The organism is Bradyrhizobium sp. 14AA (assembly GCF_054185205.1).
The window spans coordinates 88,391-111,290 of record NZ_JAVAYM010000008.1; the positions used below are offsets into that span (position 1 = coordinate 88,391).

13 protein-coding genes are annotated in these 22,900 nt (G+C 65.1%); 7 read left to right on the forward strand and 6 right to left on the reverse strand.

Going from position 1 to position 22,900, the window contains the following annotated elements:
• Positions 1-6: 6 nt before the first annotated feature.
• The 5 genes from treS to treY are packed head-to-tail and all read left to right on the forward strand — an operon-like array spanning position 7 to position 12,061.
• Positions 7-3,300 (forward strand): maltose alpha-D-glucosyltransferase, encoded by a 3,294-nt coding sequence (gene treS, locus RAD15_RS16645; protein WP_458179219.1) that lies wholly within the window; start codon positions 7-9, stop codon positions 3,298-3,300.
• Positions 3,293-5,440, forward strand: coding sequence for a 1,4-alpha-glucan branching protein GlgB (gene glgB / locus RAD15_RS16650; protein ID WP_458179220.1), 2,148 nt, complete (start codon positions 3,293-3,295; stop codon positions 5,438-5,440). Before treS ends, glgB begins: the two co-directional genes overlap by 8 nt.
• 3 nt (positions 5,441-5,443) lie before the next feature.
• Entirely contained in the window at positions 5,444-7,522 is a 2,079-nt protein-coding gene (glgX, locus tag RAD15_RS16655) for a glycogen debranching protein GlgX (RefSeq protein ID WP_458179221.1), read from the forward strand.
• Entirely contained in the window at positions 7,519-9,273 is a 1,755-nt protein-coding gene (treZ, locus tag RAD15_RS16660) for a malto-oligosyltrehalose trehalohydrolase (protein ID WP_458179222.1), read from the forward strand. Before glgX ends, treZ begins: the two co-directional genes overlap by 4 nt.
• Before the next feature lies 1 nt (position 9,274).
• Positions 9,275-12,061 (forward strand): malto-oligosyltrehalose synthase, encoded by a 2,787-nt coding sequence (treY, locus tag RAD15_RS16665; RefSeq protein ID WP_458179223.1) that lies wholly within the window; start codon positions 9,275-9,277, stop codon positions 12,059-12,061.
• Positions 12,062-12,064: 3 nt separating this feature from the next.
• Here the strand turns inward: treY and RAD15_RS16670 are convergent, their stop codons facing one another.
• The gene (locus RAD15_RS16670; protein WP_458179224.1) at positions 12,065-12,379 is read right to left on the reverse strand and encodes a polyhydroxyalkanoic acid system family protein; all 315 of its coding nucleotides are present in this window, start codon (positions 12,377-12,379) and stop codon (positions 12,065-12,067) included.
• 179 nt (positions 12,380-12,558) lie between these two features.
• Here RAD15_RS16670 and RAD15_RS16675 point away from each other — a divergent pair, with 179 nt between their 5' ends.
• The gene (locus tag RAD15_RS16675) at positions 12,559-12,723 is read left to right on the forward strand and encodes a DUF3309 family protein (protein WP_007595743.1); all 165 of its coding nucleotides are present in this window, start codon (positions 12,559-12,561) and stop codon (positions 12,721-12,723) included.
• A gap of 122 nt (positions 12,724-12,845) precedes the next feature.
• Here RAD15_RS16675 and ligD read toward each other — a convergent pair whose 3' ends face one another.
• Positions 12,846-15,518, reverse strand: a complete 2,673-nt coding sequence (gene ligD, locus RAD15_RS16680) for a DNA ligase D (protein ID WP_458179225.1) — start codon at positions 15,516-15,518, stop codon at positions 12,846-12,848.
• Positions 15,519-15,637: 119 nt separating this feature from the next.
• Here ligD and ku point away from each other — a divergent pair, with 119 nt between their 5' ends.
• The gene (gene ku / locus RAD15_RS16685) at positions 15,638-16,525 is read left to right on the forward strand and encodes a non-homologous end joining protein Ku (RefSeq protein ID WP_458179226.1); all 888 of its coding nucleotides are present in this window, start codon (positions 15,638-15,640) and stop codon (positions 16,523-16,525) included.
• Positions 16,526-16,655: 130 nt separating this feature from the next.
• Here ku and RAD15_RS16690 read toward each other — a convergent pair whose 3' ends face one another.
• The 4 genes from RAD15_RS16690 to kdpB are packed head-to-tail and all read right to left on the reverse strand — an operon-like array spanning position 16,656 to position 22,884.
• Positions 16,656-17,345: a response regulator gene (locus RAD15_RS16690; protein ID WP_458179227.1), complete on the reverse strand. Its 690-nt coding sequence runs from the start codon at positions 17,343-17,345 to the stop codon at positions 16,656-16,658.
• Positions 17,342-20,065 (reverse strand): DUF4118 domain-containing protein, encoded by a 2,724-nt coding sequence (locus tag RAD15_RS16695; protein ID WP_458179228.1) that lies wholly within the window; start codon positions 20,063-20,065, stop codon positions 17,342-17,344. The genes RAD15_RS16690 and RAD15_RS16695 overlap by 4 nt, the downstream gene beginning before the upstream one ends.
• A 40-nt stretch (positions 20,066-20,105) precedes the next feature.
• Positions 20,106-20,711, reverse strand: a complete 606-nt coding sequence (locus tag RAD15_RS16700; protein ID WP_458179229.1) for a K(+)-transporting ATPase subunit C — start codon at positions 20,709-20,711, stop codon at positions 20,106-20,108.
• 58 nt (positions 20,712-20,769) lie between these two features.
• Positions 20,770-22,884, reverse strand: a complete 2,115-nt coding sequence (gene kdpB / locus RAD15_RS16705) for a potassium-transporting ATPase subunit KdpB (RefSeq protein ID WP_458179230.1) — start codon at positions 22,882-22,884, stop codon at positions 20,770-20,772.
• Positions 22,885-22,900: the final 16 nt, after the last annotated feature.

Genomic DNA, 22,900 nt, shown 5'->3' on the forward strand with positions numbered 1-22,900 from the left:
CACGCCATGAACGTTCTGTCTTCCGTCGACACCAAGAAAGCTGAGGCTGCCGAGATCGTGGATGAGCTCTGGTACAAGGACGCCATTATCTACCAGCTTCACGTCAAGGCCTTTGCCGACAGCAACCATGACGGCATCGGCGATTTCGCCGGCCTGACCGAGAAGCTGCCCTATCTGCAGGAGCTCGGCGTCACCGCGCTGTGGCTGCTGCCGTTCTACCCCTCGCCCGGCCGCGACGACGGCTACGACATCGCCGACTACGGCTCGGTCAATCCCGATTTCGGGACGATGAAGGACTTCAAGCGCTTCATCCAGGAAGCGCAGAAGCGCGGCCTGCGCGTCATCACCGAGCTCGTCGTCAACCACACCTCGGACCAGCACAAATGGTTCAAGCGCGCGCGGCGCAGCCATCCGGGCTCCAGCGCCCGCAACTGGTATGTCTGGAGCGACACCGACCAGAAGTACCAGGGCACGCGAATCATCTTCACCGACACGGAGAAGTCGAACTGGACCTGGGACCACGAGGCCGGCGCCTTCTACTGGCACCGTTTCTTCTCGCACCAGCCGGATCTGAATTTCGACAATCCGCGCGTGGTCAGCGCACTCATCCAGGTGATGAAGCGCTGGCTCGATGCCGGCGTCGACGGCTTCCGGCTCGACGCGATTCCCTATCTCTGCGAACGCGAGGGCACCTCGAACGAGAACCTTCCCGAGACGCATGCGATCATCAAGCGGCTGCGCCAGGAGCTGGATTCCTATTCCAAGGGCAAGCTGCTGCTGGCCGAGGCCAATCAATGGCCGGAGGACGTGCAGGAATATTTCGGCCGTGGCGACGAGTGCCACATGGCCTATCACTTCCCGCTGATGCCGCGCATCTACATGGCGATCGCGCAGGAGGACCGCTTCCCGATCACCGACATCCTGCGCCAGACGCCGGACATCCCGGCGAGCTGCCAGTGGGCGCTGTTCCTGCGCAATCATGACGAGCTGACGCTCGAAATGGTCACCGACGTCGAGCGCGACTATCTCTGGACCACCTACGCCAACGATCCCCGCGCGCGCATCAACGTCGGCATCCGCCGGCGCCTCGCGCCGCTGATGGACAATGACCGCCGCAAGATCGAGCTGATGAACTCGCTGCTGCTGTCCTTCCCGGGCACGCCGATCATCTATTACGGCGACGAGATCGGCATGGGCGACAACATCTATCTCGGCGACCGCAACGGCGTCCGCACGCCGATGCAGTGGAGCCCGGACCGCAACGGCGGCTTCTCGCGCTGCGACCCGGCCCGTCTCTACGCGCCGCTGATCATGGACCCCGTCTACGGCTACGAATCCGTGAACGTGGAGGCGCAGTCGCGCAGCCTGTCCTCGCTGCTCAGCGCCACCAAGCGCCTGATCTCGGTGCGCAAGTCGACGCTGGCCTTCGGCCGCGGCACCATGACCTTCATCCGCCCGGCCAACCGCGCCGTGCTGGCCTATGTCCGGCAATACCGCGACGAGGTGATCCTGTGCGTCGCCAATCTCTCGCGCGCGGCGCAAGCGACCGAGCTCGACCTGTCGCCCTGGAAGGACCGCATCCCGCAGGAGATGCTCGGCCGCACGCGTTTTCCGCCGATCGGCGAACTGCCCTACATGATCACGCTCGGGCCCTACGGCTTCTACTGGTTCCAGCTCACCGAGCGCGACAAGTCCGAGCCGGTGACACCGCGCGCGGTGCCGGAATTCGAGACGCTGGTGGTGCCGGTCAATTCGAACTGGGTGTCGCTCGCGCGCGAGCGCGGCGTGTTCGAACGCGACGTGCTGCCGGGCTTCCTGTCGCGGACACGCTGGTATCCCGAGCACAATCCCAAGCACATCGAAGCCACGCTGACCTCGGCGGTGCCGTTCTGCGACATCGGCGACAACAGGCCGTGGATCGCGTTCTTCGAGACGGCGCAGCAGGACGTCGCCGCGCGCTTCGTGCTGCCGATGCAGATCGAATGGGTGCGCTTCGATCGCGAACGCTTCAACCCGAAGGCGCTCGCCGCCGTGCGTCAGGGTGCGCGCGAAGGCACGCTGCTCGACGTCGCGACCGACCAGATTTTCATCGGCCTGTTCCTGCGCAACCTGTCGCAGAACCTGGTGGTGGAAGAGAACAATCTGCGGCTCGAGTTCAAGGCCACCAGCCGCTTCGCCGACTACCCCATCAAGGAGCCCGAGCGAATCCGCGCGGTCGAGCAGTCGAACAGCACCGCGCTGGTCGACAATCAGTACGTCGCCAAGATCTATCGCCAGCTCGAAAGCGGCATCAGTCCCGAGATCGAGATCGGCAACTACCTCACCGAAATCGCCCGCTTCGCCAATACACCGGCGCTGCTCGGCAGCGTCGAGCTGGTCGAGGGCAACCGGCGCAGCGCGCTCGGCGTGCTGCACGCCTATGTCGAGAACCAGGGCGACGGCTGGGCGGTGACCACGGGCTACCTCGACCGCTACATCGACGAGCAGCGCGTCCTGTCGGCCGGCGAAACGCCCCGCGGGACCCAGGAGCAGGCACCGTATTTGCATTTCATCGCGCAGATCGGCCGGCGGCTCGCCGAGCTGCATGTCGCTCTGGCCGCGGCCAAGCCGGACGATCTCGCCCCGGAGCCGATCAGCGCCGCACACGTCGAGCACGGGGTTTCCGACCTCAGGGCGCGTGCCGAGCGGGTTCTCCAGCGGCTGGCCGATAGCCGGGACGGGCTGCGGGAGGCGGACCGGCCGCTGGTCGACCGGCTCACCGCGCTGCGCGCAACCCTGCCCGACCACCTGAATGCACTATTGCCTTCCGGGATCGGCGGGCTGAACATCCGTCATCATGGCGACTTCCGCCTCGGGCAAACTCTGATCGTGAAGGACGACATCTTCATCATCGACCTCGACGGCGATCCGCGTCTGCCGCTGGCCGACAAGCGGCGCAAGCTGCCTGCCGCGCGCGATGTCGCCGGCCTGCTCCGCTCGATTGATCTTTCGGTTAACGCGGCGCTCAACCGGGCGCTCTCGGGCGGCGCCGACGAGCAGGGCCGGCTGACGGCAGCGCTCGACGAATGGCGCGAGCGAGCCACCGCAACGTTCCTCACAGCCTATCGCGAAGCCATGTCCGATCGGCGGCTCTGGCCGGAAGATCCGCAATCTGCGGCAGGCCTGTTAAGGTTTTTCCTGCTTGATCAAGCGTTCGACGAAGTAGAGTACGAGCTGTCCCACCGGCCCGAGGGGCTCCATGCGCCGCTGACCGGACTGCTTCGCATTCTGTCCAGTGCCGAGAGCGAAGCCCATGCCTAAACTTCCTGCCGAGGCCTATGCGATCATCGAGGGCCGCCACTCCGACCCCTTCCACTATCTCGGGCTGCATCCCGAGGGCGGCAAGAGCGTGGTGCGCGCCTTCCTGCCCGAGGCCTCCAATGTCGAGGCGATCGGCGAACATGGCGAAGTGGCTGCGCTCGACCGCGTCCACGATTCCGGCCTGTTCATCGGCGCCCTGCCGAACGGCTCGAAGCACTACCAGCTGCGCGCGAAATTCGGCAACGACGTCGTCGAGTTCGAGGACGCCTATCGCTTTCCGCCGATCCTGACCGATTTCGACCTCTATCTGCTCGGCGAAGGCACCCATCAGCGCCTCTACGACAAGCTCGGCGCGCATCCGATGACGCTCGACGGCATCGACGGTATCGGCTTCGTGATGCTGGCACCGAACGCGCGGCGCGCCTCCGTGGTCGGCGATTTCAATTTCTGGGACGGGCGGCGCCATCCGATGCGGGTGCGCGGTGCCGGATATTGGGAATTGTTCATTCCGCATGCGAAGCGAGGGGATCACTACAAGTTCGAGATCGTCGGCCCGCATGGCCATCTGCTCCCGCTGAAGTCCGATCCGCTGGCGTTTGCGAGCGAGGTACGGCCGAAGACGGCGTCCATCGTGTTCGACGAGGCGCATCTGCCGCGCCCTCGCCCGGCGCCGGACGGCATCAACGCGCTGTCGGCACCGATGTCGATCTACGAGGTTCATCTCGGCTCGTGGCGGCGCAAGAACGGCGATGAATGGCTGACCTATCGCGAACTCGCCGAGCAGCTGCCGGCCTATGCCCGCGACATGGGCTTCACCCATCTCGAATTCCTGCCGGTGAGCGAGCATCCGTTCGACGGCTCATGGGGCTATCAGCCGACCGGCCTCTACGCGCCGACCAGCCGTTTCGGGAGCCCTGAGGATTTCGCCGCGCTGATCGATGCCTGCCATCGCGAAGGCATCGGCGTGCTGCTCGACTGGGTGCCCGGTCACTTCCCCGACGACCCGCACGGGCTCGGCAGCTTTGACGGCACGGCGCTGTACGAGCACGCCAACCCGCTGCAGGGCCGCCATCTCGACTGGGGCACGCTGATCTACAATTACGGCCGCACCGAAGTGACGAACTTCCTGGTGTCGAACGCGCTGTTCTGGATGGAGCGCTACGCGATCGACGGGCTGCGCGTCGATGCCGTGGCGTCCATGCTCTATCTCGACTACAGCCGGCCGCCCGGGGCCTGGATCCCGAACCAGTATGGCGGCCGCGAGAACATCGAGGCGATCAACTTCCTGCGCCGCTTCAACACCGAGGTCTTCGCCCGCTTCCCACAGGCGACCACGGCTGCCGAAGAATCCACCGCCTGGCCGCAGGTCTCACGCCCGGTCGAATTCGGCGGACTCGGCTTCGGCTACAAGTGGAACATGGGATGGATGCACGACACGCTGAACTACATCAGCAAGGATCCTGTTCACCGCAAGCACCATCACGGCGAGATCCTGTTCGGCCTGCACTACGCGTTCTCGGAAAACTTCATCCTGCCGCTGTCGCATGACGAGGTCGTGCACGGCAAGCGCTCGATCCTCGGCCGCATGCCCGGCGACGAGTGGCAGCGCTTTGCGAATCTGCGCGCCTATTACAGCTTCATGTTCGGTCACCCCGGCAAGAAACTGCTGTTCATGGGCGGAGAAATCGCGCAGAGCCGCGAATGGAATCACGACCAGTCGCTCGACTGGCACCTGCTCGAATACAAGGTCCATTCCGGCGTCCAGTCCCTGATCCGCGACCTCAACCGGCTCTATCGCGCGGTGCCGGCGCTGCACCAGATGGATTGCGACCAGGCCGGTTTCGAGTGGCTGATCACGGACGACGCCAACCGCAACGTGTTCGCCTGGCTGCGCAAGGGATTTGACGAGCGTGCACGCTGCCTGGTGATCGTCAATTTCTCACCCAACGTCTATCGCAACTATCGCGTTCGCGTACCCTTTGCCGGCAAGTGGAAGGAAGTTCTCAATTCGGACTCCGCCCATTACGGCGGCAGCGACGTCGGGAACATCGGTGAGGTTCATGCCGTTGACGGCAAGACGCCCGAGCTACGCCTCACCATTCCGCCGCTCGCCGCGATCTTTCTCGTTCCGGAAAGCTGACCGATGCGCCTGACTGCTGGATCGCCCGCACGCCTCGGCGCAAGCTGGGACGGACGCGGCACCAATTTCGCGCTGTTCTCCGCCAACGCGCATAAGGTCGAGCTCTGCCTGTTCGACATGCAAGGACGCCGCGAACTGGAACGCGTCGAGCTACCTGAAAGAACCGAGGACGTCTGGCACGGCTATCTCAACGACGTCTCGCCCGGCCAGCTCTACGGCTTCCGGGTGCACGGCCCCTACGAGCCCGAGCAAGGCCACCGCTTCAACGCCAACAAGCTGCTGCTCGACCCCTATGCCAAACGGCTCGCCGGGCGGCTGGTCTGGAGCGATGCGCATTTCGCCTATCGCACCGGAAGCCCGCGCGAGGATCTCTCCTTCGACCGGCGCGACAACGCGCGCGGCATGCCCAAGGCCGTCGTGGTCGACGAGACCTTCAACTGGGGGCGTCGCGAGATCCGCCCGAACATCCCCTGGGAAGACACGATCATCTACGAGGCCCACGTCAAGGGCCTGACGCAGAAGCGCGACGACGTGCCGCCCAACCTGCGCGGCACCTACGGTGGCCTGTCCTCGCCGGCGATGATCGAGCATTTGAAGAAGCTCGGCGTCACCACGGTCGAACTGCTGCCGATCCACAGCTTCGTCGATGACCGCATATTGGTGGAGAAGAAGCTCGCCAATTATTGGGGTTACAACTCGCTGTCGTTCTTCGCGCCCGAGCCGCGCTATGCCCAGGACAACGCGCTCGATTCCTTCCGTACCACGGTCGCACGCCTGCACGATGCCGGCATCGAAGTGATGCTCGACGTCGTCTACAACCACACAGCCGAAGGCAATCACCTCGGCCCGACGCTGTGCTACCGCGGCATCGACAACGCCTCCTATTACTGGCTGAACCGCGAGAACCCGCGCTACTACGACGACTTCACCGGCTGCGGCTCGTCGGTGAACCTGACCCATCCGCGCGTGCTGCAGATGGTGATGGATTCCTTGCGCTACTGGGTCGAGGTCTGCCACGTCGACGGCTTCCGCTTCGACCTCGCCACCACGCTGGCGCGCGGCCCGAACGGCTTTGATCGCGGCATCTCGTTCCTGACCGCGATCCGGCAGGATCCGGTACTGGCGAGCGTCAAGCTCGTCGCCGAGCCCTGGGATCTCGGCCTCGGCGGCTACCAGGTCGGCGCATTCCCGTCGCAATGGTCGGAATGGAACGACCGCTATCGCAGCGCCATGCGCCGCTACTGGAGTGGTGAAGGCAGCCTGATCGGCGACATCTCCAGCCGCATGACGGCGTCCTCCGATTTGTTCAACCACGACGGACGGCGACCGCGCGCCAGCATCAACCACATCACCGTCCACGACGGCTTCACGCTCGCCGACCTCTTCAGCTACAACGAGAAGCACAACGAGGCCAACGGCGAAGACAATCGCGACGGCTCCAACGACAACCACAGCAACAATTGCGGTGTCGAGGGGCCGAGCGACGATCCGCAAATCATCAGCCTGCGCCGTCAGCTTCGCAAGAACGTGCTGGCCTGCCTGATGCTGGCGCAGGGCGTTCCGCTGCTTCTCGCCGGCGACGAGGTCGGCAACTCGCAATCCGGCAACAACAACGCCTATTGCCAGGACAACGAGATCGGTTGGATCGGCTGGGACAATCTCGGCAAGGAAGGCGACGACATGGTCGATTTCGTCTCAGGTCTCGCCGACATCCGCCGAAGGTTCTCGCAGCTTCGCAGCCATCGCTGGCTCGACGGAGGGCCTGCGGATGGCCTCTCCTACGGCGCGCTGTGGCTGACGCCTGAAGGCAACGAGATGACGGAGAACGACTGGACATTCCCGGATGGGCGGTTTCTCTCCTATGTGATGGGACCGATGGAACCGGGCGGGGCTGCGATCTTTATCGTACTGAACGCCGCCCCCGAAGAGATCGCATTCAAATTGCCCAAAATGACCGAATACAACAGCTGGCAGCAGATCCTGAACACGACCGATGCCAAGCTGAACACGGTCGACTTCCCGCCCGGAAGCGACAGCAAGGCACCGCCGCGCTCCGTGCTCGCCTTCGCGGGGGCGCTATGAGGCCATCCTTCGGGGCGAAGCCGACGAAGGATGGGGTGTCGTTCCGCCTGTGGGCGCCCGCCGCGCGCCGTGTCGACCTCCTGCTCGACCGAAGACATGCGATGCAACGCCGGCAGGACGGCTGGTACGTCGCGGAAATTTTCGGCCTGCCCGCCGGCAGTCCCTACAAGTTCAGGATCGACGACGAGATCGACGTGCCCGATCCGGCCTCGGCCTTCCAGCCCGATGACGTGTTCGGCCCGAGCGAGGTGATCGATCACGACGCCTTCGCCTGGCGCGCGCGCAATTGGCGCGGCCGTCCCTGGGAAGAGACCGTGCTGATCGAAACCCATGTCGGCACCTTCACTGCCGAGGGCACCTATCGCGCCATGATCGACAAGCTCGATCATCTCGCAGCGACCGGAATCACCGCGCTGGAATTGATGCCGCTGGCCGATTTCGCGGGGCGCCGCGGCTGGGGCTATGACGGCGTGCTGTGGTACGCGCCCGACAGCGCCTATGGCCGGCCCGAAGACCTGAAGACGCTGATCGACGAGGCCCATCTGCGCGGGCTGATGGTGTTTCTCGACGTCGTCTACAATCATTTCGGCCCCGAAGGGAATTACCTCGGCCGTTATGCGCCAGCCTTCTTCACCGACGCGCACACGCCCTGGGGCAGCGCGATCGATTATCGCGTGCCGCAGGTGCGCGCGTTCGCGGTCGAGAACGCGCTGTCCTGGCTCGGCGACTACCGCTTCGACGGCCTGAGGCTCGACGCCGCCAACCACATCATGGCGATTCCCGGCGAGCAATCGATGCTGCAGGACCTCAGCGTCGCCGCGGGCGAGCTCGCCAAGGCAACGGGACGCCACATCCATCTCGTGCTGGAGAACGGCGACAATCGCGCCAGCCTGCTCGATGCCGCGCAGGAGCCGCCGAACGGCAGATATCGCGCGCAGTGGAACGACGACTATCACCACGTCTGGCACGTGATGCTGACCGGTGAGCTCGCGGGCTACTATGGCGACTACCAGACGCCGCGCATGGACCTGGCACGCGCGCTCGCCTCCGGCTTCGTCTATCAGGGCGAGATTTCGGAGTTCTGGGGCAAGAAGCCGCGCGGCGAGCCGAGCGGCGAGCTGCCGCCCGCGACCTTCGTCAATTTTCTCCAGAACCACGATCAGATCGGCAACCGTCCGCTGGGCGACCGGCTCGAAAGCCTGGCATCGCCGCAGCAGATCGAGGCCGCACTCGCCGTAACGCTGCTCGCCCCGATGGTGCCGATGCTGTTTCAGGGCGAGGAATGGGGCTCGACCGTGCCTTTCCCCTTCTTCTGCGATTTCCAGGGCCGGCTTGCCGATGCCGTGCGCAAGGGGCGCAAGCAGGAATATGCCTGGGCTTACGAGAAATACGGCGACGAGGTGCCCGACCCGCTCGATCCCGGAACGCTGCAATCGGCCGTACTCGACTGGTCCGGCCGCACGCCCGCGCAGGATACCAGACTCGCGCTGGTGCGCGACCTGCTCACGCGTCGCCGCAAGGACATCATGCCCCGCCTGAAAGGCGCGACCTTCGGCAAGGCCGAGGCGGCTGACAGCGGCCTGCTCACCGCGCTATGGCGGATGGGAGACGGCATGATTCTGCGCCTGACCGCCAATCTCTCGGACAATGACGTCGCGCATTCCAGCGACGCTGCGGGCACGCTGATCTGGGGCCGCGAGACCGGCGGCCGGCTTTCGCCCTGGTCGGTGGTCTGGCGCCTCGGAGGTTAGCATGCCTCCCGCCATTCCCGTTGCGACTTACCGGCTTCAGCTCACCGCGGATTTCGACTTCGACAAGGCCGCGGCGGTCGTGCCTTATCTCAAGTCGCTCGGGATCACGCATCTCTATGCCTCGCCGGTGATGAAGGCGCGCAAGGGCTCGACGCATGGCTACGACACCGTCGATCACAGCCAGTTCAATCCCGAGCTTGGCGGCGAGGCCGGCTTTGCCCGGCTGAATGAGGCGCTGACCGAGCACGATATCGGTCTCATCATCGATTTCGTGCCGAACCATGTCGGCGTGCATTTTGCCGACAATCCCTGGTGGCTCGACGTGCTGGAGTGGGGCCAGGCCTCACCGCATGCGGTTTCCTTCGACATCGACTGGGATCAACTGGCCTACCGCGCCCGCGGCGGCGTGCTGCTTCCGATCCTCGGCGCGCCCTATGGCGAGGCGCTGGAGCGCGGCGAGATCGAGCTGCGCTACGATCCCGACGAAGGCAGCTTTTCCGCCTGGTACTTCGAGCATCGCCTGCCCGTCGCGCCCGAGCGCTACGGCGAAATGCTGCGCATGGCCGTGAAGGAGGCGGACGCCGCCGAGACCGAGGCCGGCAAGCACCTGCTGTCGCTCGCGGCACGCTACACGGGATTGCGTCGCCCCAACCGCAAGGAAGCCCCCGCCTTCAAGGCCGAGCTCAAGGAGATCGCCGGCAGCGCCGGCATCATCGAGCGCGGCCTCGCTGCCTATCGTGCGGCAAAAGATCGTCCCGCACAGACGCTGGCGCTGCATCATCTGCTGGAGCGCCAGCACTACAAGCTCGGGCACTGGCGACTCGCTTCCAGCGACATCAATTATCGCCGCTTCTTCGACGTCAACGGGCTCGCAGGCCTGCGCGTCGAGGATCCCGGCACATTTGCGGCGACGCACCGGCTGGTGAAGCAGCTCGTCGCCGACGGCAGGCTGCACGGCATCCGCCTCGATCACATCGACGGCCTGCGTGATCCCGCACAATATTGCCAGCGGCTGCGCCGGCTGGTGCGCGACGCGCAAGGCAACACAAAACCGTTCTATACGGTGATCGAGAAGATCCTGTGCGAGCACGAACGCCTGCCGCACTTCGCCGGCGTTCAGGGCACCACCGGCTATGAGTGGATGAACGTCATCACCCAGGTTCTGGGCGATGCCAGGGGACTGGAGGCGCTGGACGAGACCTGGCGGCAGATCAGCAACCGGCCGCCGCGGCTCGCACCGTATGTCAAGGACGCCAAGCGGCGCGTGCTGGAGACGCTGCTCACAAGCGAATTCACGGTGCTGACGCGCCTGCTCGCGCGCATCGCCAACGGTCACTATTCGACGCGCGATTTCTCCGCCGACAGCCTGCGGCAGGCGCTCGAGCTCTATGTGCTGCATTTTCCGGTGTACCGCACCTACCTGACGACGAGCGCGCCGACGGCACACGACCGCAAGCTGATCGACGACACCATCGCGCGCGCCCGCGCGGAATGGTTCGCCGCGGACGAAGGCATTTTCGACTTCCTGCGCGACGCGCTCACCATGGACCTGCTCAAGCCCGGACGTCCTCCGCACAGCGTCCCGCGCGTGCGCCGCTTCGCGCTGAAAGTGCAGCAGTTCACCGGACCGGTGATGGCGAAGTCGCTGGAGGACACCGCGTTCTATCAATTCCACCGGCTGCTCGCGCTGAACGAGGTCGGCGGCGACCCCGCAAGCCGCGGCCTCACCATTCCCGCCTTCCACGAGGCCATGCAGGCCCGGGCCAAGGAGTGGCCGCAAGGGATGACGGCGACGGCGACCCACGACACCAAGCGCGGCGAGGACGCCCGCACGCGCATCGCAGCGCTCAGCGAGATCACCGGCGAATGGACCAGTGCGGTGGCGCGCTGGAAGGTGCTGAACGCGCCGCACCTCGCACTCAGCGGCAATCTGCGCGCGCCCTCGGCCACGTTCGAATACATGCTCTACCAGACCTTGCTCGGGGTTTGGCCGCTCCAGGGGCCGCTCGATGCCGGCTTCGTCGAGCGCATCCAGGCCTATGCGCTGAAGGCCGCGCGCGAGGGCAAGGAAGAGACGAGCTGGCTCAATCCGCACGAAGCGTATGAGAACGGCGTCCAGAGCTTCATCGCAAAGATCCTCGATCCCGCGCTGTCCGGCGAATTTTTGGACGCGCTGCAAACCCTGGCACGCCGCGTCGCGCTGCTCGGCGCGCTGAACGCGCTGAGTCAACTCACGCTCAAGGCAACGTTGCCGGGCGTTCCCGACTTCTACCAGGGCACCGAATTCTGGGACCTCTCGCTGGTCGATCCCGACAATCGCCGCCCCGTCGATTTTACCACGCGGCAAGCGGCGCTGGACGCGCTCGACAGTCCGGATTGGAACGGCCTGACGACGTCCTGGCCGGATGGCCAGCTCAAGCTGGCGTGGACGCGACACCTTCTCAAGCTCCGCAATGAGCTTGCCGACGTCTTCGCGCTGGGCGACTACCGGCCGCTGGACGTGCGGGGCGCGCATTCCGACCATGTCGTTGCCTTTGCCCGCCGCCATGGCCGGACCGCAGCAATCGTCGTGGTCGGACGCCAATTTGCACCGTTCACCCAGGCGGGCCGGGAATGGCCGGCGCTGGAGAGCTTCGACGCAACCGTCGATATCACCGGCTACACCGCGCCCGGCCTTGCGGGCAACGAATGGCCGCTGGCACAGGCTTTCCGTGATTTTCCTGCTGCGGTCATCGAGGCAAGCATAGCAGGCGCCGTCAGGCCGGCGCGTCAGCGCGTGCGCGCCTGAGAGCTATTTCCCGTCCTTGGTCAGCAGCAATTGCCCGCGCTTGCGGATGGTGGCCTGCGCCATCTCGGCAAAGCGCTGCAACAGCCAGGGCAGCACCACCTCCACCTTGACATGATCGTCGGCAACGTCGACCTGCCCCGTCGCGATCTGCCCGAGCGCGCGGATCCGGAAATTCATGCTGTCGCCGCTCCAGCGCTCCTCCTCGACCTGCATCACGGGAATGCTGGCCGCGGCACGTCCGAGTCCGGTCTTCAGCCGGCGCACCGCCTCCTCGCGGCCGAGACGATGCGGAATGGAAACGACAAGCGGTGCTGACATGGTCCTGCCCCGTGTTGGTTGGTCCTCACATAATCATGCCGGTCGGACGGGCAAAGGTTCCATGCAACTGGGACTTGTCGCCCCGTTTCAAAACCGGAACTTTAAAACCTGCGGCAAGTTGCCCTCGCACAACGGGACAGGTGCAACGACCCTTTCAACAAAGGGCTGAGGAGATTCGCATGTCAATCGGTACGATCATTTTGATCATTCTGGTCATCGCCCTGCTCGGCGGCTTCAGCGGCATCGGCGGCGGTCCGTTCTACGGCACCGGCTATTACGGCGGCGGCGGCCTCGGGCTCGTCATCGTCATCCTGCTGATCTTGTTGCTACTGGGACGGATCTAGCAAGCACAACTGCGTAGGGTGGGTTAGCGCGCGGTCGCGCGACGCGCGCTCCGCGAGCGTAACCCACCACTTCTGTGTTTGCGGAAACCAAAGAGGTGGGTTACGCCTTCGGCTAACCCACCCTACTTCATTTTCCCCGCAAGTTTCTTCATCGCAGCCTTGATCGACGCCGCCGCATCGTCATAGTCCTCCCACGCCTTCGATCGCGGCAAAAGGCCCGGCACCGTCCGCACGGTGTACCGCTTCGGATCGAGATCACTCTTCACCTGCGCCCAGGTCAACGGCATCGACACGGTGGCGCCATCCCGCGCACGCGGCGACAGCGGAGCGACCGCCGTCGACATGCGATCGTTGCGCAGATAGTCGAGAAAGATCTTCCCGTTGCGCAGCTTCTTGGACATGTTGAGCAGGTAACGCTCGGGATCGTCGTCGGCCATCCACTGGCAGATGCCTTGCGCGAACGCCTTGGCTTCCTTCCAGCTCACCTTGTCGCGTGCACCGCAGAGCAGCGGCACCACCACGTGCAGGCCCTTGCCGCCGGTGGTCTTGCAAAAGCTCTCCATGCCGACGTCAGTGAGGCGTTGCCGCATCTCCTTGGCCGCCTCGACGACATCGGCGAAATCGACATCCGGTGCCGGGTCGAGATCGAACACCAGCCGGCCCGGCGTGTCATAGGCATCAGGCGCGCAATTCCAGGGATGCAGCTCGACGCCGCCGATCTGCGCGACCGCGGCAAGCCCCTCGACGCGGTCGATCTGCAAGTAAGGCTTGCGATCGCCGGAGACCTTGGCGAGTTCGAGCAGGTTCGACGTGCCCTGCATGGCATGACGCTGGAAGAACTTCTCGCCGCCGATGCCGTCAGGCGCGCGCAGGATCGAGCAGGGACGGCCCTTGATATGCCCGATCATCCAGGCACCGATCGCCTCGAAATAGCGGGCGAGATCGAGTTTCGTCACGCCGTCACCGCCATCCGGCCACAGCGCCTTGTCCGGCTTCGAGATGACGACGCCCATCACTTCGGCCGTGCCTGCGTCCTTCCGCTTGGCGGCCTTCGGCTTGGCGCGCGTCCTAGGCGACGGCTCGGCCAGCCTGGTAGCCGCCGGCGTCTCCGCCTCGACCTCCTCGGCCGGCTTGTCCTGTCGCAGGCCCTTGAAGGCGGCCTGGCGGATATTGCCGTCGGCGGTGAAGCCTGCGAACTCGATCTCGGCGACGAGCTCCGGCTTCAGCCAGTGCACGTCGCGGGTCTTCTTCGGAGCGTTCTTGCCGCCGAAGGGGCTTTCCTTGGCCTCCATGGCCTTCAGGGACGGCATGATGCGCTTGACCTTGTCGGCGCCAAATCCGGTGCCGACCATGCCGACGAAGGCGAGATGATCGCCGCGATGCACGCCGGCCATCAGCGAGCGGAATTTGCCGTTGGTGGTCTTCCAGCCGCCGATCACGACCTCATGGCCCGCGCGGCACTTTGCCTTGGTCCAACTCTCGGTGCGCCCCGACCGGTACGGCGCATCGAGCTTCTTCGAGACCACGCCTTCGAGCTCGAGCTTGCAGGCCGATTGCAGCACCGCATCGCCGCCGCTCTCGAAATGCTCGACATAGCGGACTTGGCTCGTCTTCTTGCGCGCCTTCAGCAACGCATTCAGCCGTTCCTTGCGCTCGCGGAGCGGCAGGCGGCGATAGTCGAGGCCCTCGGCGAACAGCAAGTCGAAGGCGAAGAAGATCAAATCTTCGGTCTTGCCGTCCGACAGCGCTGCCTGGAGCGAGGAGAAATTCGGCGCCCCGTTGTGGTCGAGCGCGACGATCTCTCCGTCGATCATCACGTCCGGCAGCGACACTGCCTCCTTCGCGATACTCGCGAACTTCTCAGTCCAGTCGAGACCCTTGCGCGTTTTCAGCGTCGCCTCGCCGTTCTCGACGCGCAGCTGCACACGATAGCCGTCGAACTTGATCTCATGGCACCAACCGTCCCCGCCCGGCGGGCGCTCGACCGGCGTGCAGAGCTGCGGCGCCACGAAGTCCGGCATTTCAGAAACCTTGCTGGCCTTCGTCGCCGTCGTTGCCTTCTTCTTCGTGACCCTGCTCTTTGCAGTCGCGCTGCCTTTCAACGCTGCGCGCGGCGCCGGCTTGACGGTGCGCCCTTTCGTCTCCTCCGCGCGGTTGGACTGCCAGACCGCATCGGCCTTGGTCTTGGCGCCCTTCGCCAACATGAAGGGTTTTGGTGCGCGGCCCTTGCCTTCGGCGATCTGATCCATCGCGCGGCCGGAGGCGACCGATTTGTCCTCGCTGAGAACGTCCTCCCTCTCGCTGGCATAGTCGTCGCGATGCTTGATCAGCAGCCAGTTGGTGCGCTTGCCGCCGGTGCGGTCGTTGCGCATTCGCACCAGCACCCAGCTTCCATGTAGCTTGTCACCATGCAGGGTGAACTTCAGATCGCCTCTCTTGAAGCCGGCTTCCGGATCTTCCGATTCCCAGGTACCGCGATCCCACAGCATCACCGTGCCGCCGCCATATTGCCCTTCCGGAATCGTGCCTTCGAAATCGCCGTAGTCGAGCGGGTGGTCCTCGACCTCGACCGCCAAGCGCTTGTCGTGCGGATCGAGCGAAGGACCCTTCGTTACCGCCCAGGACTTGAAGACGCCGTCGAATTCGAGGCGGAAGTCGTAGTGTAGCCGGGTGGCATCATGCTTCTGGATCACGAAACGCCGCTGCTTCGACGGCGCCACTTCCGTCTTTCCCGACGGCTCCGGCGTGATTTCGAAATCCCGCTTCTGTCGATAGGTCAAGAGTTTTCGCAGCACGACCGGTCCCGCATTCTCTAATCGCGTTGGAAGCCTAACACGGCCAAAGTCCCATCCGGAACCAAAACCCGATCGCGAGGTTGGGGTTCCAAAACGTCTTGAAAACGCTGGAGAATGGAATGGCCCCGCGTGCCTATTGGAAAGGAACGTTGAAACTGTCGCTGGTCAGCTGCCCGGTCGTGCTCTATCCCGCGACCACAGCGGCCGAGAAGACGCGGTTTCATCTGATCAACCGCGAGACCGGGAACCGGCTCAAGCAACAGATGATCGATTCCGAGACCGGCGACGTGGTCGAGAGCGACCAGAAGGGGCGCGGCTACGAGTTGCGCAAGGGCAAATATGTCGAGATCGAACCGGAAGAGCTCGATGCGGTCCAGATCGAGAGCAACCACACCATCGACATAGAAAGCTTCGTGCCGAGCGAGGAAATCGACCAGCGCTATCTCAACCACCCCTATTACATCGCGCCCGACGGCAAGGCCGCGATCGACGCCTTCGCGGTGATCCGTGACGCCATGAAGGACCAGGAGCGCGTGGCGCTCGCCAGGATCGTGCTCACCAACCGCGAGCACATCATGGCGATCGAGCCGCTCGGCAAGGGCCTGCTCGGTACGACGCTGCGCTACCCTTACGAGCTGCGCGACGAAGACCAGTTCTTCGACGACATCAAGAGCCCGAAGATCACCAGGGACATGGTCGAGCTTGCCGGCCACATCCTGCATACCAAGGCGGCGCATTTCGATCCCGGCAAGTTCAAGGACGAGTACGAGACCGCGCTGAAGGCATTGGTGAAGCGCAAGGCGAGCGGCAAGAAGATCGAGCTGCCGGAGCCGGAGGAACGGCCGAGCAACGTCGTCAGCCTGATGGATGCGCTGAAGCAGAGCCTGAAGGGACGCGGCGGCGGGAAGAAGACGGCGGCGAAGTCCCATGCGCGGCGGGCGACCGGACGGCAGCGGGCGGCGAAGAAGACGCACCGATCGACGGCGCGACACCGGAAGGCGAGCTGAAGAGGCTGCCTGCCTAGTATTCGATATCGTAGGGTGGGCAAAGCGGAGCGTGCCCACCACCGTGCGCACCGCGACCGAAATGGTGGGCATGGCGCTTTGCGCCTTTGCCCACCCTATAGGTCTGTAGAAGTCAATCCCCCGCCTTCAGCCTGTAGCCGATCCCCGTCTCGGTCAGCACATATTGCGGCCGCTCGGGATCGGATTCGATCTTCTGGCGGAGCTGACGGACATAGACGCGCAAGTATTGCGCATCGGTCAATTCGTCCCAGAGCTCCTTGAGCAGGAATCTGTGGGTCAGCACCTTGCCGGCGTGCTGCACCAGCACGCGCAGCAGATCATATTCCTTCGGCGACAGCTTCACGTCACGCTCGCCGAGCTTGACGATGCGGCGCACGAGATCGACGGAGAGATCGCCGGTGCGGAATATCGGGCGCTCGCCCTGCACCTGAAGCTGGTGCCGCAGCGCCGCGCGCAAGCGGGCCAAAAGCTCGTCCATGCCGAACGGCTTGGTCAGGTAGTCGTCTGCGCCGAGATCGAGCGCCTGCACCTTGCCGGCCTCGTCGCCCCGGCTCGACAGCACCACGATCGGCACGCTCTCGTTGCGCGCACGGATGGTGCGCAGCAGCTCATGGCCCTGGATGTCGGGCAGGCCGAGATCGAGGATGATCAGCGCGGGCTCTTCGACGAGCTTCTCCAGAGCGGTCTTGCCGTTCGACGCCTCCAGGATCTCATAGCCCTGCGTCGTCAATCCCATCCGCAACAATTTGCGGATCGGCGGCTCGTCGTCGATGACCAGGACCTTGATCGCGGCAGCGCTCATGCGGCGGTATCCAATGCGTGGGTCTGGGCCGGAACGGGCAGACGGACGGTGAGGATCGCCCCGCTCCGGTCGCTGCGGTTGGCGGCGGAGATCGACCCGCGCATGGCCTCGACAAAACCGCGGGAGATGGCGAGCCCGAGCCCGGTGCCGGGACGGACGTGATCGCCTTTCTGCGCGCGGTAAAACTTGTCGAACACGCTCTCGAGCTCGTCGGGCGGGATGCCGTCACCCTCGTCCGCGACCTGAAGCACCACATGATCGCTCTCGCGCCGGCTGCGGATCGAGACCGTGGTGACGGGCGGCGAGTATTTGGCGGCATTGTCGAGCAGGTTGAACAGCACCTGCTCGAACAGCACGGCGTCCAGCTGGAGCATCGGCAGATCGGCTGCCAGCACCAGCTCGACCTTGTGGGCCGTGAGGATCTTGCTCGCGCGGCGGAGCGCGCTGCCGACGATCTCGCCGAGATCGTGCAGCGCCGTGTTGGGTACGATCGCGCCGGATTCGAGCTTGGTCATGTCGAGCAGATTGGCGATGAAGCGGTTGAGCCGCTCGGACTCGTCGATCACGGTAGCGAGCAGGTCGCGCTTCTCGGTGTCGGAGAGCGCGCCGGCGAGATCGCGCATGGTCGAGGCCGCGCCCAGCACGGAGGCGAGCGGCGTCTTCAAATCATGCGAGATCGAGGTCAGGAGCGCCGAGCGGAGCCGCTCGGATTCGACGGTGCGCTTGACGCGGTCCATGTCCTCGACCAGCAGCACGCGCTCGATCGCGAGCGCGCCCTGGTCGACCAGCGCGTCCAGCAGCCGGCGCTGGTCCGGCGTCAGCAGCGGGCCGGTGCGGTCGTTGTCGATGCCGATGACCCCGATCGGACCCCGACCGGTGCGCATCGGCAGGAACAGGCGCTTCGCCCCCGGCAGCGTGTCCGAACCGCGGCCCGCGGGGCGATCGTTGCTCCAGGCCCAGTTGGCCGCGGCAAGATCAGCCTGGTCGAGGTCATCTTCGGGCGGATAGCCCGATTTGACCGTGAGCAGGCCTTCTTCCGGCAGCAGCAGCACCACCCGGACTTTCAGCATCAACGCGATCTGGTACGCCGTCGCCCACAGCACGTCGTCCAGCGTAGCGGTGCCGGCGAGCTTGCGGCTGAAGGCGTAGAGCTGCTCGGTCATCCTGATCCGGCCGATGGCGGCATCCGCCTGCGTGCGCACGCGCGCCGCAACGTTGGAGACCAGTATAGCGATCAGCATGAAGAAGAAGAACGCCGCAACGTTGGTCGGATCGGTGATTGTGAAAGTATAGACCGGCGGAAGGAAGAAGAAGTTGTAGGCCAGCGAGGCTGCGATGCTCGCAAGCAATGACGGCCACAATCCATACCGCACGGCGACCGCGACCACCGCCGTCAACAGCACGAGATCGACATTCTCGATTCCAAACCGCGGCTGGAGCAATACGGCGGCACCCAGACCGATCAAGACGATCCCGAGCGCCTTCAGGTAGGGCAGCGGATTGAACGGCTCCGACCGCGCGGCGGTCTGCACCGCCGTCTTCGGCGCCGCTTCTCCGGGCAAGTCGTCGCCGGCGATGACATGAACCGTGATGTTGCCGGCACGGCGCACCAGGTCGTGCACGACCGAGCCGCGCGTCATCTCGAACCAGCGCGAGCGTGTCGACTTGCCGATCACGATCTGGGTGACGTTGTTGCCTTGCGCGAAATTGACGACGTCGTCGGCGATGCGGCGGCCGACGGCGGGAATCGTCAGCGCCTCGCCGCCCAGCGATTCGGCGAGCCGCAGCGTATCGGCCAGCCGGTCGCGCTCCTCGTCGGACAATTGCAGGGATCGCCGCGTCTCGATCGACATCGCGGTGAACGGCGCATGCAGCCGGTCGGCCAGCCGCTTGGTGTAGCGCACGAGGCCGGCCGCGCGCGGCTCCTCGCTGACGCAGACGAGGATGCGCTCGCCCGCGGCCCAGGGCCCCGCGATGGCGTTCGCCTGCATGTGATGGAGGAGCTGCTCGTCGACCCGTTCGGCCGTACGTCGCAGCGCAAGCTCGCGCAGCGCAGTCAGATTGCCCGGGGAGAAATAATGCTCCAGCGCCCGCTCGGCCTGCTTGGGGACGTAGACCTTGCCCTCCCTCAGCCGCTGGATCAGGTCGTCGGGCGTGAGGTCGATCAGCTCGATGGCGTCGGCGCGGTCGAACACCGAATCCGGCACGGTCTCGCGCACCCGCACATGGGTGATCTGGGCGACGACGTCGTTCAGGCTCTCGATGTGCTGGATGTTGACGGCGGTGTAGACGTCGATGCCGTGGGACAGCAGCTCCTCGACGTCGAGATAGCGTTTCGGATGGCGGCTGCCTGCGGCGTTGGTGTGGGCGAGCTCGTCGACCAGCGCGATCTGCGGCCGCCGCGCGATCACGGCATCAAGGTCCATCTCCTCGACGGTCTGGCCGCGGTAATCCAGCCGCTTGCGCGGGATCACTTCGAGGTCGCGCACCAGCGCCTCGGTCTCGGCGCGGCCATGGGTCTCGACGAAGCCGACCACGACATCGATGCCGGCCTTGCGCCTGGCATGGGCGCTCTGGAGCATCTCGTAGGTCTTGCCGACGCCGGGAGCGGCGCCGACGAAGATCTTCAGCTTGCCGCTCGCACTCTCCTCCCGGCGCGCAGCTTCCAGCAGCGCCTCGGGAGACGGACGTTGTTCGGAATCGCGGCGCTCTCGGACCATGTTGCCAATATAATCGTCTGCGCGCCGGGAGCCTAGACCACTACTTCGCGGCGGCGCGATCCAGCGCGAGATTCAGCGTCAATACGTTGACCCTGGGTTCGCCGAGCAGGCCGAGCCAACGGCCTTCGACGCTGGACGCCACGATCTGCCTCACGGCGTCCTCCGGCATATTCCGGGCCTTGGCCACGCGCGGCACCTGGAATTGTGCCGCTTCAGGCGAGATGTCGGGATCGAGGCCGCTGGCCGACGTCGTCACCAGATCGACCGGCACGGCCGCGTTCGGATTTTCACCCTTGAGCTTGTCCACATCTTCCTTCAGCCGGTCGGCCAGCGCCTTGCTGGTCGGGCCGAGATTGGAGCCGCCCGAATTGGCGGCGTTGTAGGGCGCCGAAACCGTCTTGGTCGAGTCATTGGGGTCGGGTGCGAGCGTCGCCGAGGGGCGGCCGTGGAAATATTTGTCGTCCTTGAACTCCTGGCCGATCAGGGCGGAGCCGATCACCTTGCCGTCCTTCTCGATCAGGCTGCCCTGCGCCTTCGCGGGGAACAGCGTGCCGGCGATGGCCGTCATCGCCAGCGGATAGGCGAGGCCCGTGATGGCGGTGAGCACCAGAAGGAGAACGATGGCGGGGCGGATTTCTCTGAGCATGTTAGGTCTCCTAAGTCTTCGTCGTTGCGCCCGGCGTGTTGCGCCGCGCGCCGACGGTTCAAGCCAGGTGCAAGGCGGTGACGACGAGGTCGATCGCCTTGATGCCGATGAAGGGAATGACGATGCCGCCGAGACCGTAGATCAGGAGGTTACGGCGGAGCAGCGCGCCGGCACCCACCGCGCGGTAGGCAACGCCCTTCAGCGCCAGCGGAATCAACGCGATGATAACAAGCGCGTTGAAGATGATCGCCGACAGGATGGCGCTCTGCGGGCTCGACAGGTTCATGACGTTGAGCACGTTGAGCTGGGGGTAGAACGCCAGGAACATCGCCGGGATGATCGCGAAATACTTGGCGACGTCGTTGGCGATCGAGAACGTCGTCAGCGCGCCGCGCGTCATCAGGAGCTGCTTGCCGATCTCGACCACCTCGATCAGCTTGGTCGGGTTGGAATCGAGGTCGACCATGTTGCCGGCCTCGCGGGCCGCCTGCGTGCCGGTGTTCATGGCGACGCCGACGTCGGCCTGCGCCAGCGCCGGCGCGTCGTTGGTGCCGTCGCCGCACATGGCGACCAGCTTGCCCTTGGCCTGCTCGTCGCGGATCAGCTTGAGTTTGTCCTCGGGGGTTGCCTGCGCCAGAAAGTCGTCGACGCCGGCTTCCGCGGCGATCGCGGCGGCCGTCATCGGGTTGTCGCCGGTGATCATGATGGTGCGGATGCCCATGCGGCGCAGCTCGGCAAAACGCTCGCGGATGCCGCCCTTGACGATGTCCTTGAGCTGGATGACGCCGAGCAGCTTGCCGTCCCTGGCAACGGCCAGCGGCGTGCCGCCGGCCTTCGAAATCTCATCGGCAATGGTCTGGATCTCACGGCCGATGTCCGAGAGCCCGGCGGGCTGGATGGCACGCGCGGTGTTGCCTGAGGCAACGGCCAACAGCGCACCGCCCCCGACATAATTCAGCATGGCGTCGACCGCGCCCTTGCGCACCGAGGAGCCGCCGGCATCGACACCGCTCATGCGGGTCTGCGCCGTGAACGGAATGAAGGTCGCACCGAGCTCGGCCATGTCGCGGCCGCGAATGCCGTATTTCTCCTTCGCCAGCACGACGATGGAGCGGCCTTCCGGAGTTTCGTCCGCGAGCGAGGCGAGCTGGGCCGCGTCGGCCAGTTCCTGCTCGGTCACGCCGCGCACGGGGCGGAAGGCGGTCGCCTGCCGGTTGCCGAGCGTGATCGTGCCGGTCTTGTCCAGCAGCAGCGTGTCGACGTCGCCGGCGGCCTCGACGGCGCGACCGGACATCGCCAGCACGTTGAAGCGCACCAGGCGGTCCATGCCGGCAATGCCGATCGCCGACAACAGTGCGCCGATCGTGGTCGGGATCAGCGTCACGAACAGCGCAACCAGCACGACCACCGAGATCGAGCCGCCGGCATAGGCCGCATAGCTCGGGATGGTGACGGTGGCGAACACGAAGATGATGGTGAGGCCGGCGAGCAGGATGTTGAGTGCGATCTCGTTCGGCGTCTTCTGCCGCTCGGCGCCCTCGACCAGCTTGATCATGCGATCGATGAAGGTCGAGCCTTGCGCTGCCGTGATGCGGACGCGGATCCAGTCGGACAACACCTGCGTGCCGCCGGTCACGGCGGAACGGTCGCCGCCGGATTCACGGATCACAGGCGCGGATTCACCGGTGATGGCCGCCTCGTTGACCGAAGCCACGCCCTCGATCACCTCGCCGTCGGAGGGAATGGTGTCACCGGCCTCGACCAGCACGATGTCGCCGACCTTGAGGCTCGTGCCCGGGACCAGCTTGAAGGCCTGACCGGCGCCGGTCAGAAGCTTGGCCTGGCTTTCGGTACGGGTCTTACGCAGTGATTCAGCCTGCGCCTTGCCGCGGCCTTCGGCGACCGCTTCGGCGAAATTGGCGAACAGCACCGTGAACCAGAGCCAGAGGATGATCTGGAAGGTGAAGCCGAGGCCAGAACCTCCCGTAAGGACATCACGCAGGAAGATCACGGTGGTCAGCGCGGCCACGACCTCGACCACGAACATCACGGGGTTCTTCACCATCAGCCGCGGGTCGAGCTTGGCGAAGGAGGCGCGGATCGCGGGCACCACGATCTTGGGATCGAGCATCGCCGACATCGGGGCACGTTTTTGCAGTTTCATCGTATCCATGGAGGTCACTCCAGAC

Bases quoted from the DNA above. Each gene is read 5' to 3' on its own strand.
- glgX (WP_458179221.1), top strand. From the start codon at position 5,444: ATGCGCCTGACTGCTGGATCGCCCGCACGCCTCGGCGCAAGCTGGGAC.
- RAD15_RS16695 (WP_458179228.1), bottom strand. From the start codon at position 20,065: ATGGTCCGAGAGCGCCGCGATTCCGAACAACGTCCGTCTCCCGAGGCG.
- glgB (WP_458179220.1), top strand. From the start codon at position 3,293: ATGCCTAAACTTCCTGCCGAGGCCTATGCGATCATCGAGGGCCGCCAC.
- RAD15_RS16700 (WP_458179229.1), bottom strand. From the start codon at position 20,711: ATGCTCAGAGAAATCCGCCCCGCCATCGTTCTCCTTCTGGTGCTCACC.
- treS (WP_458179219.1), top strand. From the start codon at position 7: ATGAACGTTCTGTCTTCCGTCGACACCAAGAAAGCTGAGGCTGCCGAG.
- kdpB (WP_458179230.1), bottom strand. From the start codon at position 22,884: ATGGATACGATGAAACTGCAAAAACGTGCCCCGATGTCGGCGATGCTC.
- RAD15_RS16670 (WP_458179224.1), bottom strand. From the start codon at position 12,379: ATGTCAGCACCGCTTGTCGTTTCCATTCCGCATCGTCTCGGCCGCGAG.
- RAD15_RS16690 (WP_458179227.1), bottom strand. From the start codon at position 17,345: ATGAGCGCTGCCGCGATCAAGGTCCTGGTCATCGACGACGAGCCGCCG.
- ku (WP_458179226.1), top strand. From the start codon at position 15,638: ATGGCCCCGCGTGCCTATTGGAAAGGAACGTTGAAACTGTCGCTGGTC.
- treY (WP_458179223.1), top strand. From the start codon at position 9,275: ATGCCTCCCGCCATTCCCGTTGCGACTTACCGGCTTCAGCTCACCGCG.
- treZ (WP_458179222.1), top strand. From the start codon at position 7,519: ATGAGGCCATCCTTCGGGGCGAAGCCGACGAAGGATGGGGTGTCGTTC.
- RAD15_RS16675 (WP_007595743.1), top strand. From the start codon at position 12,559: ATGTCAATCGGTACGATCATTTTGATCATTCTGGTCATCGCCCTGCTC.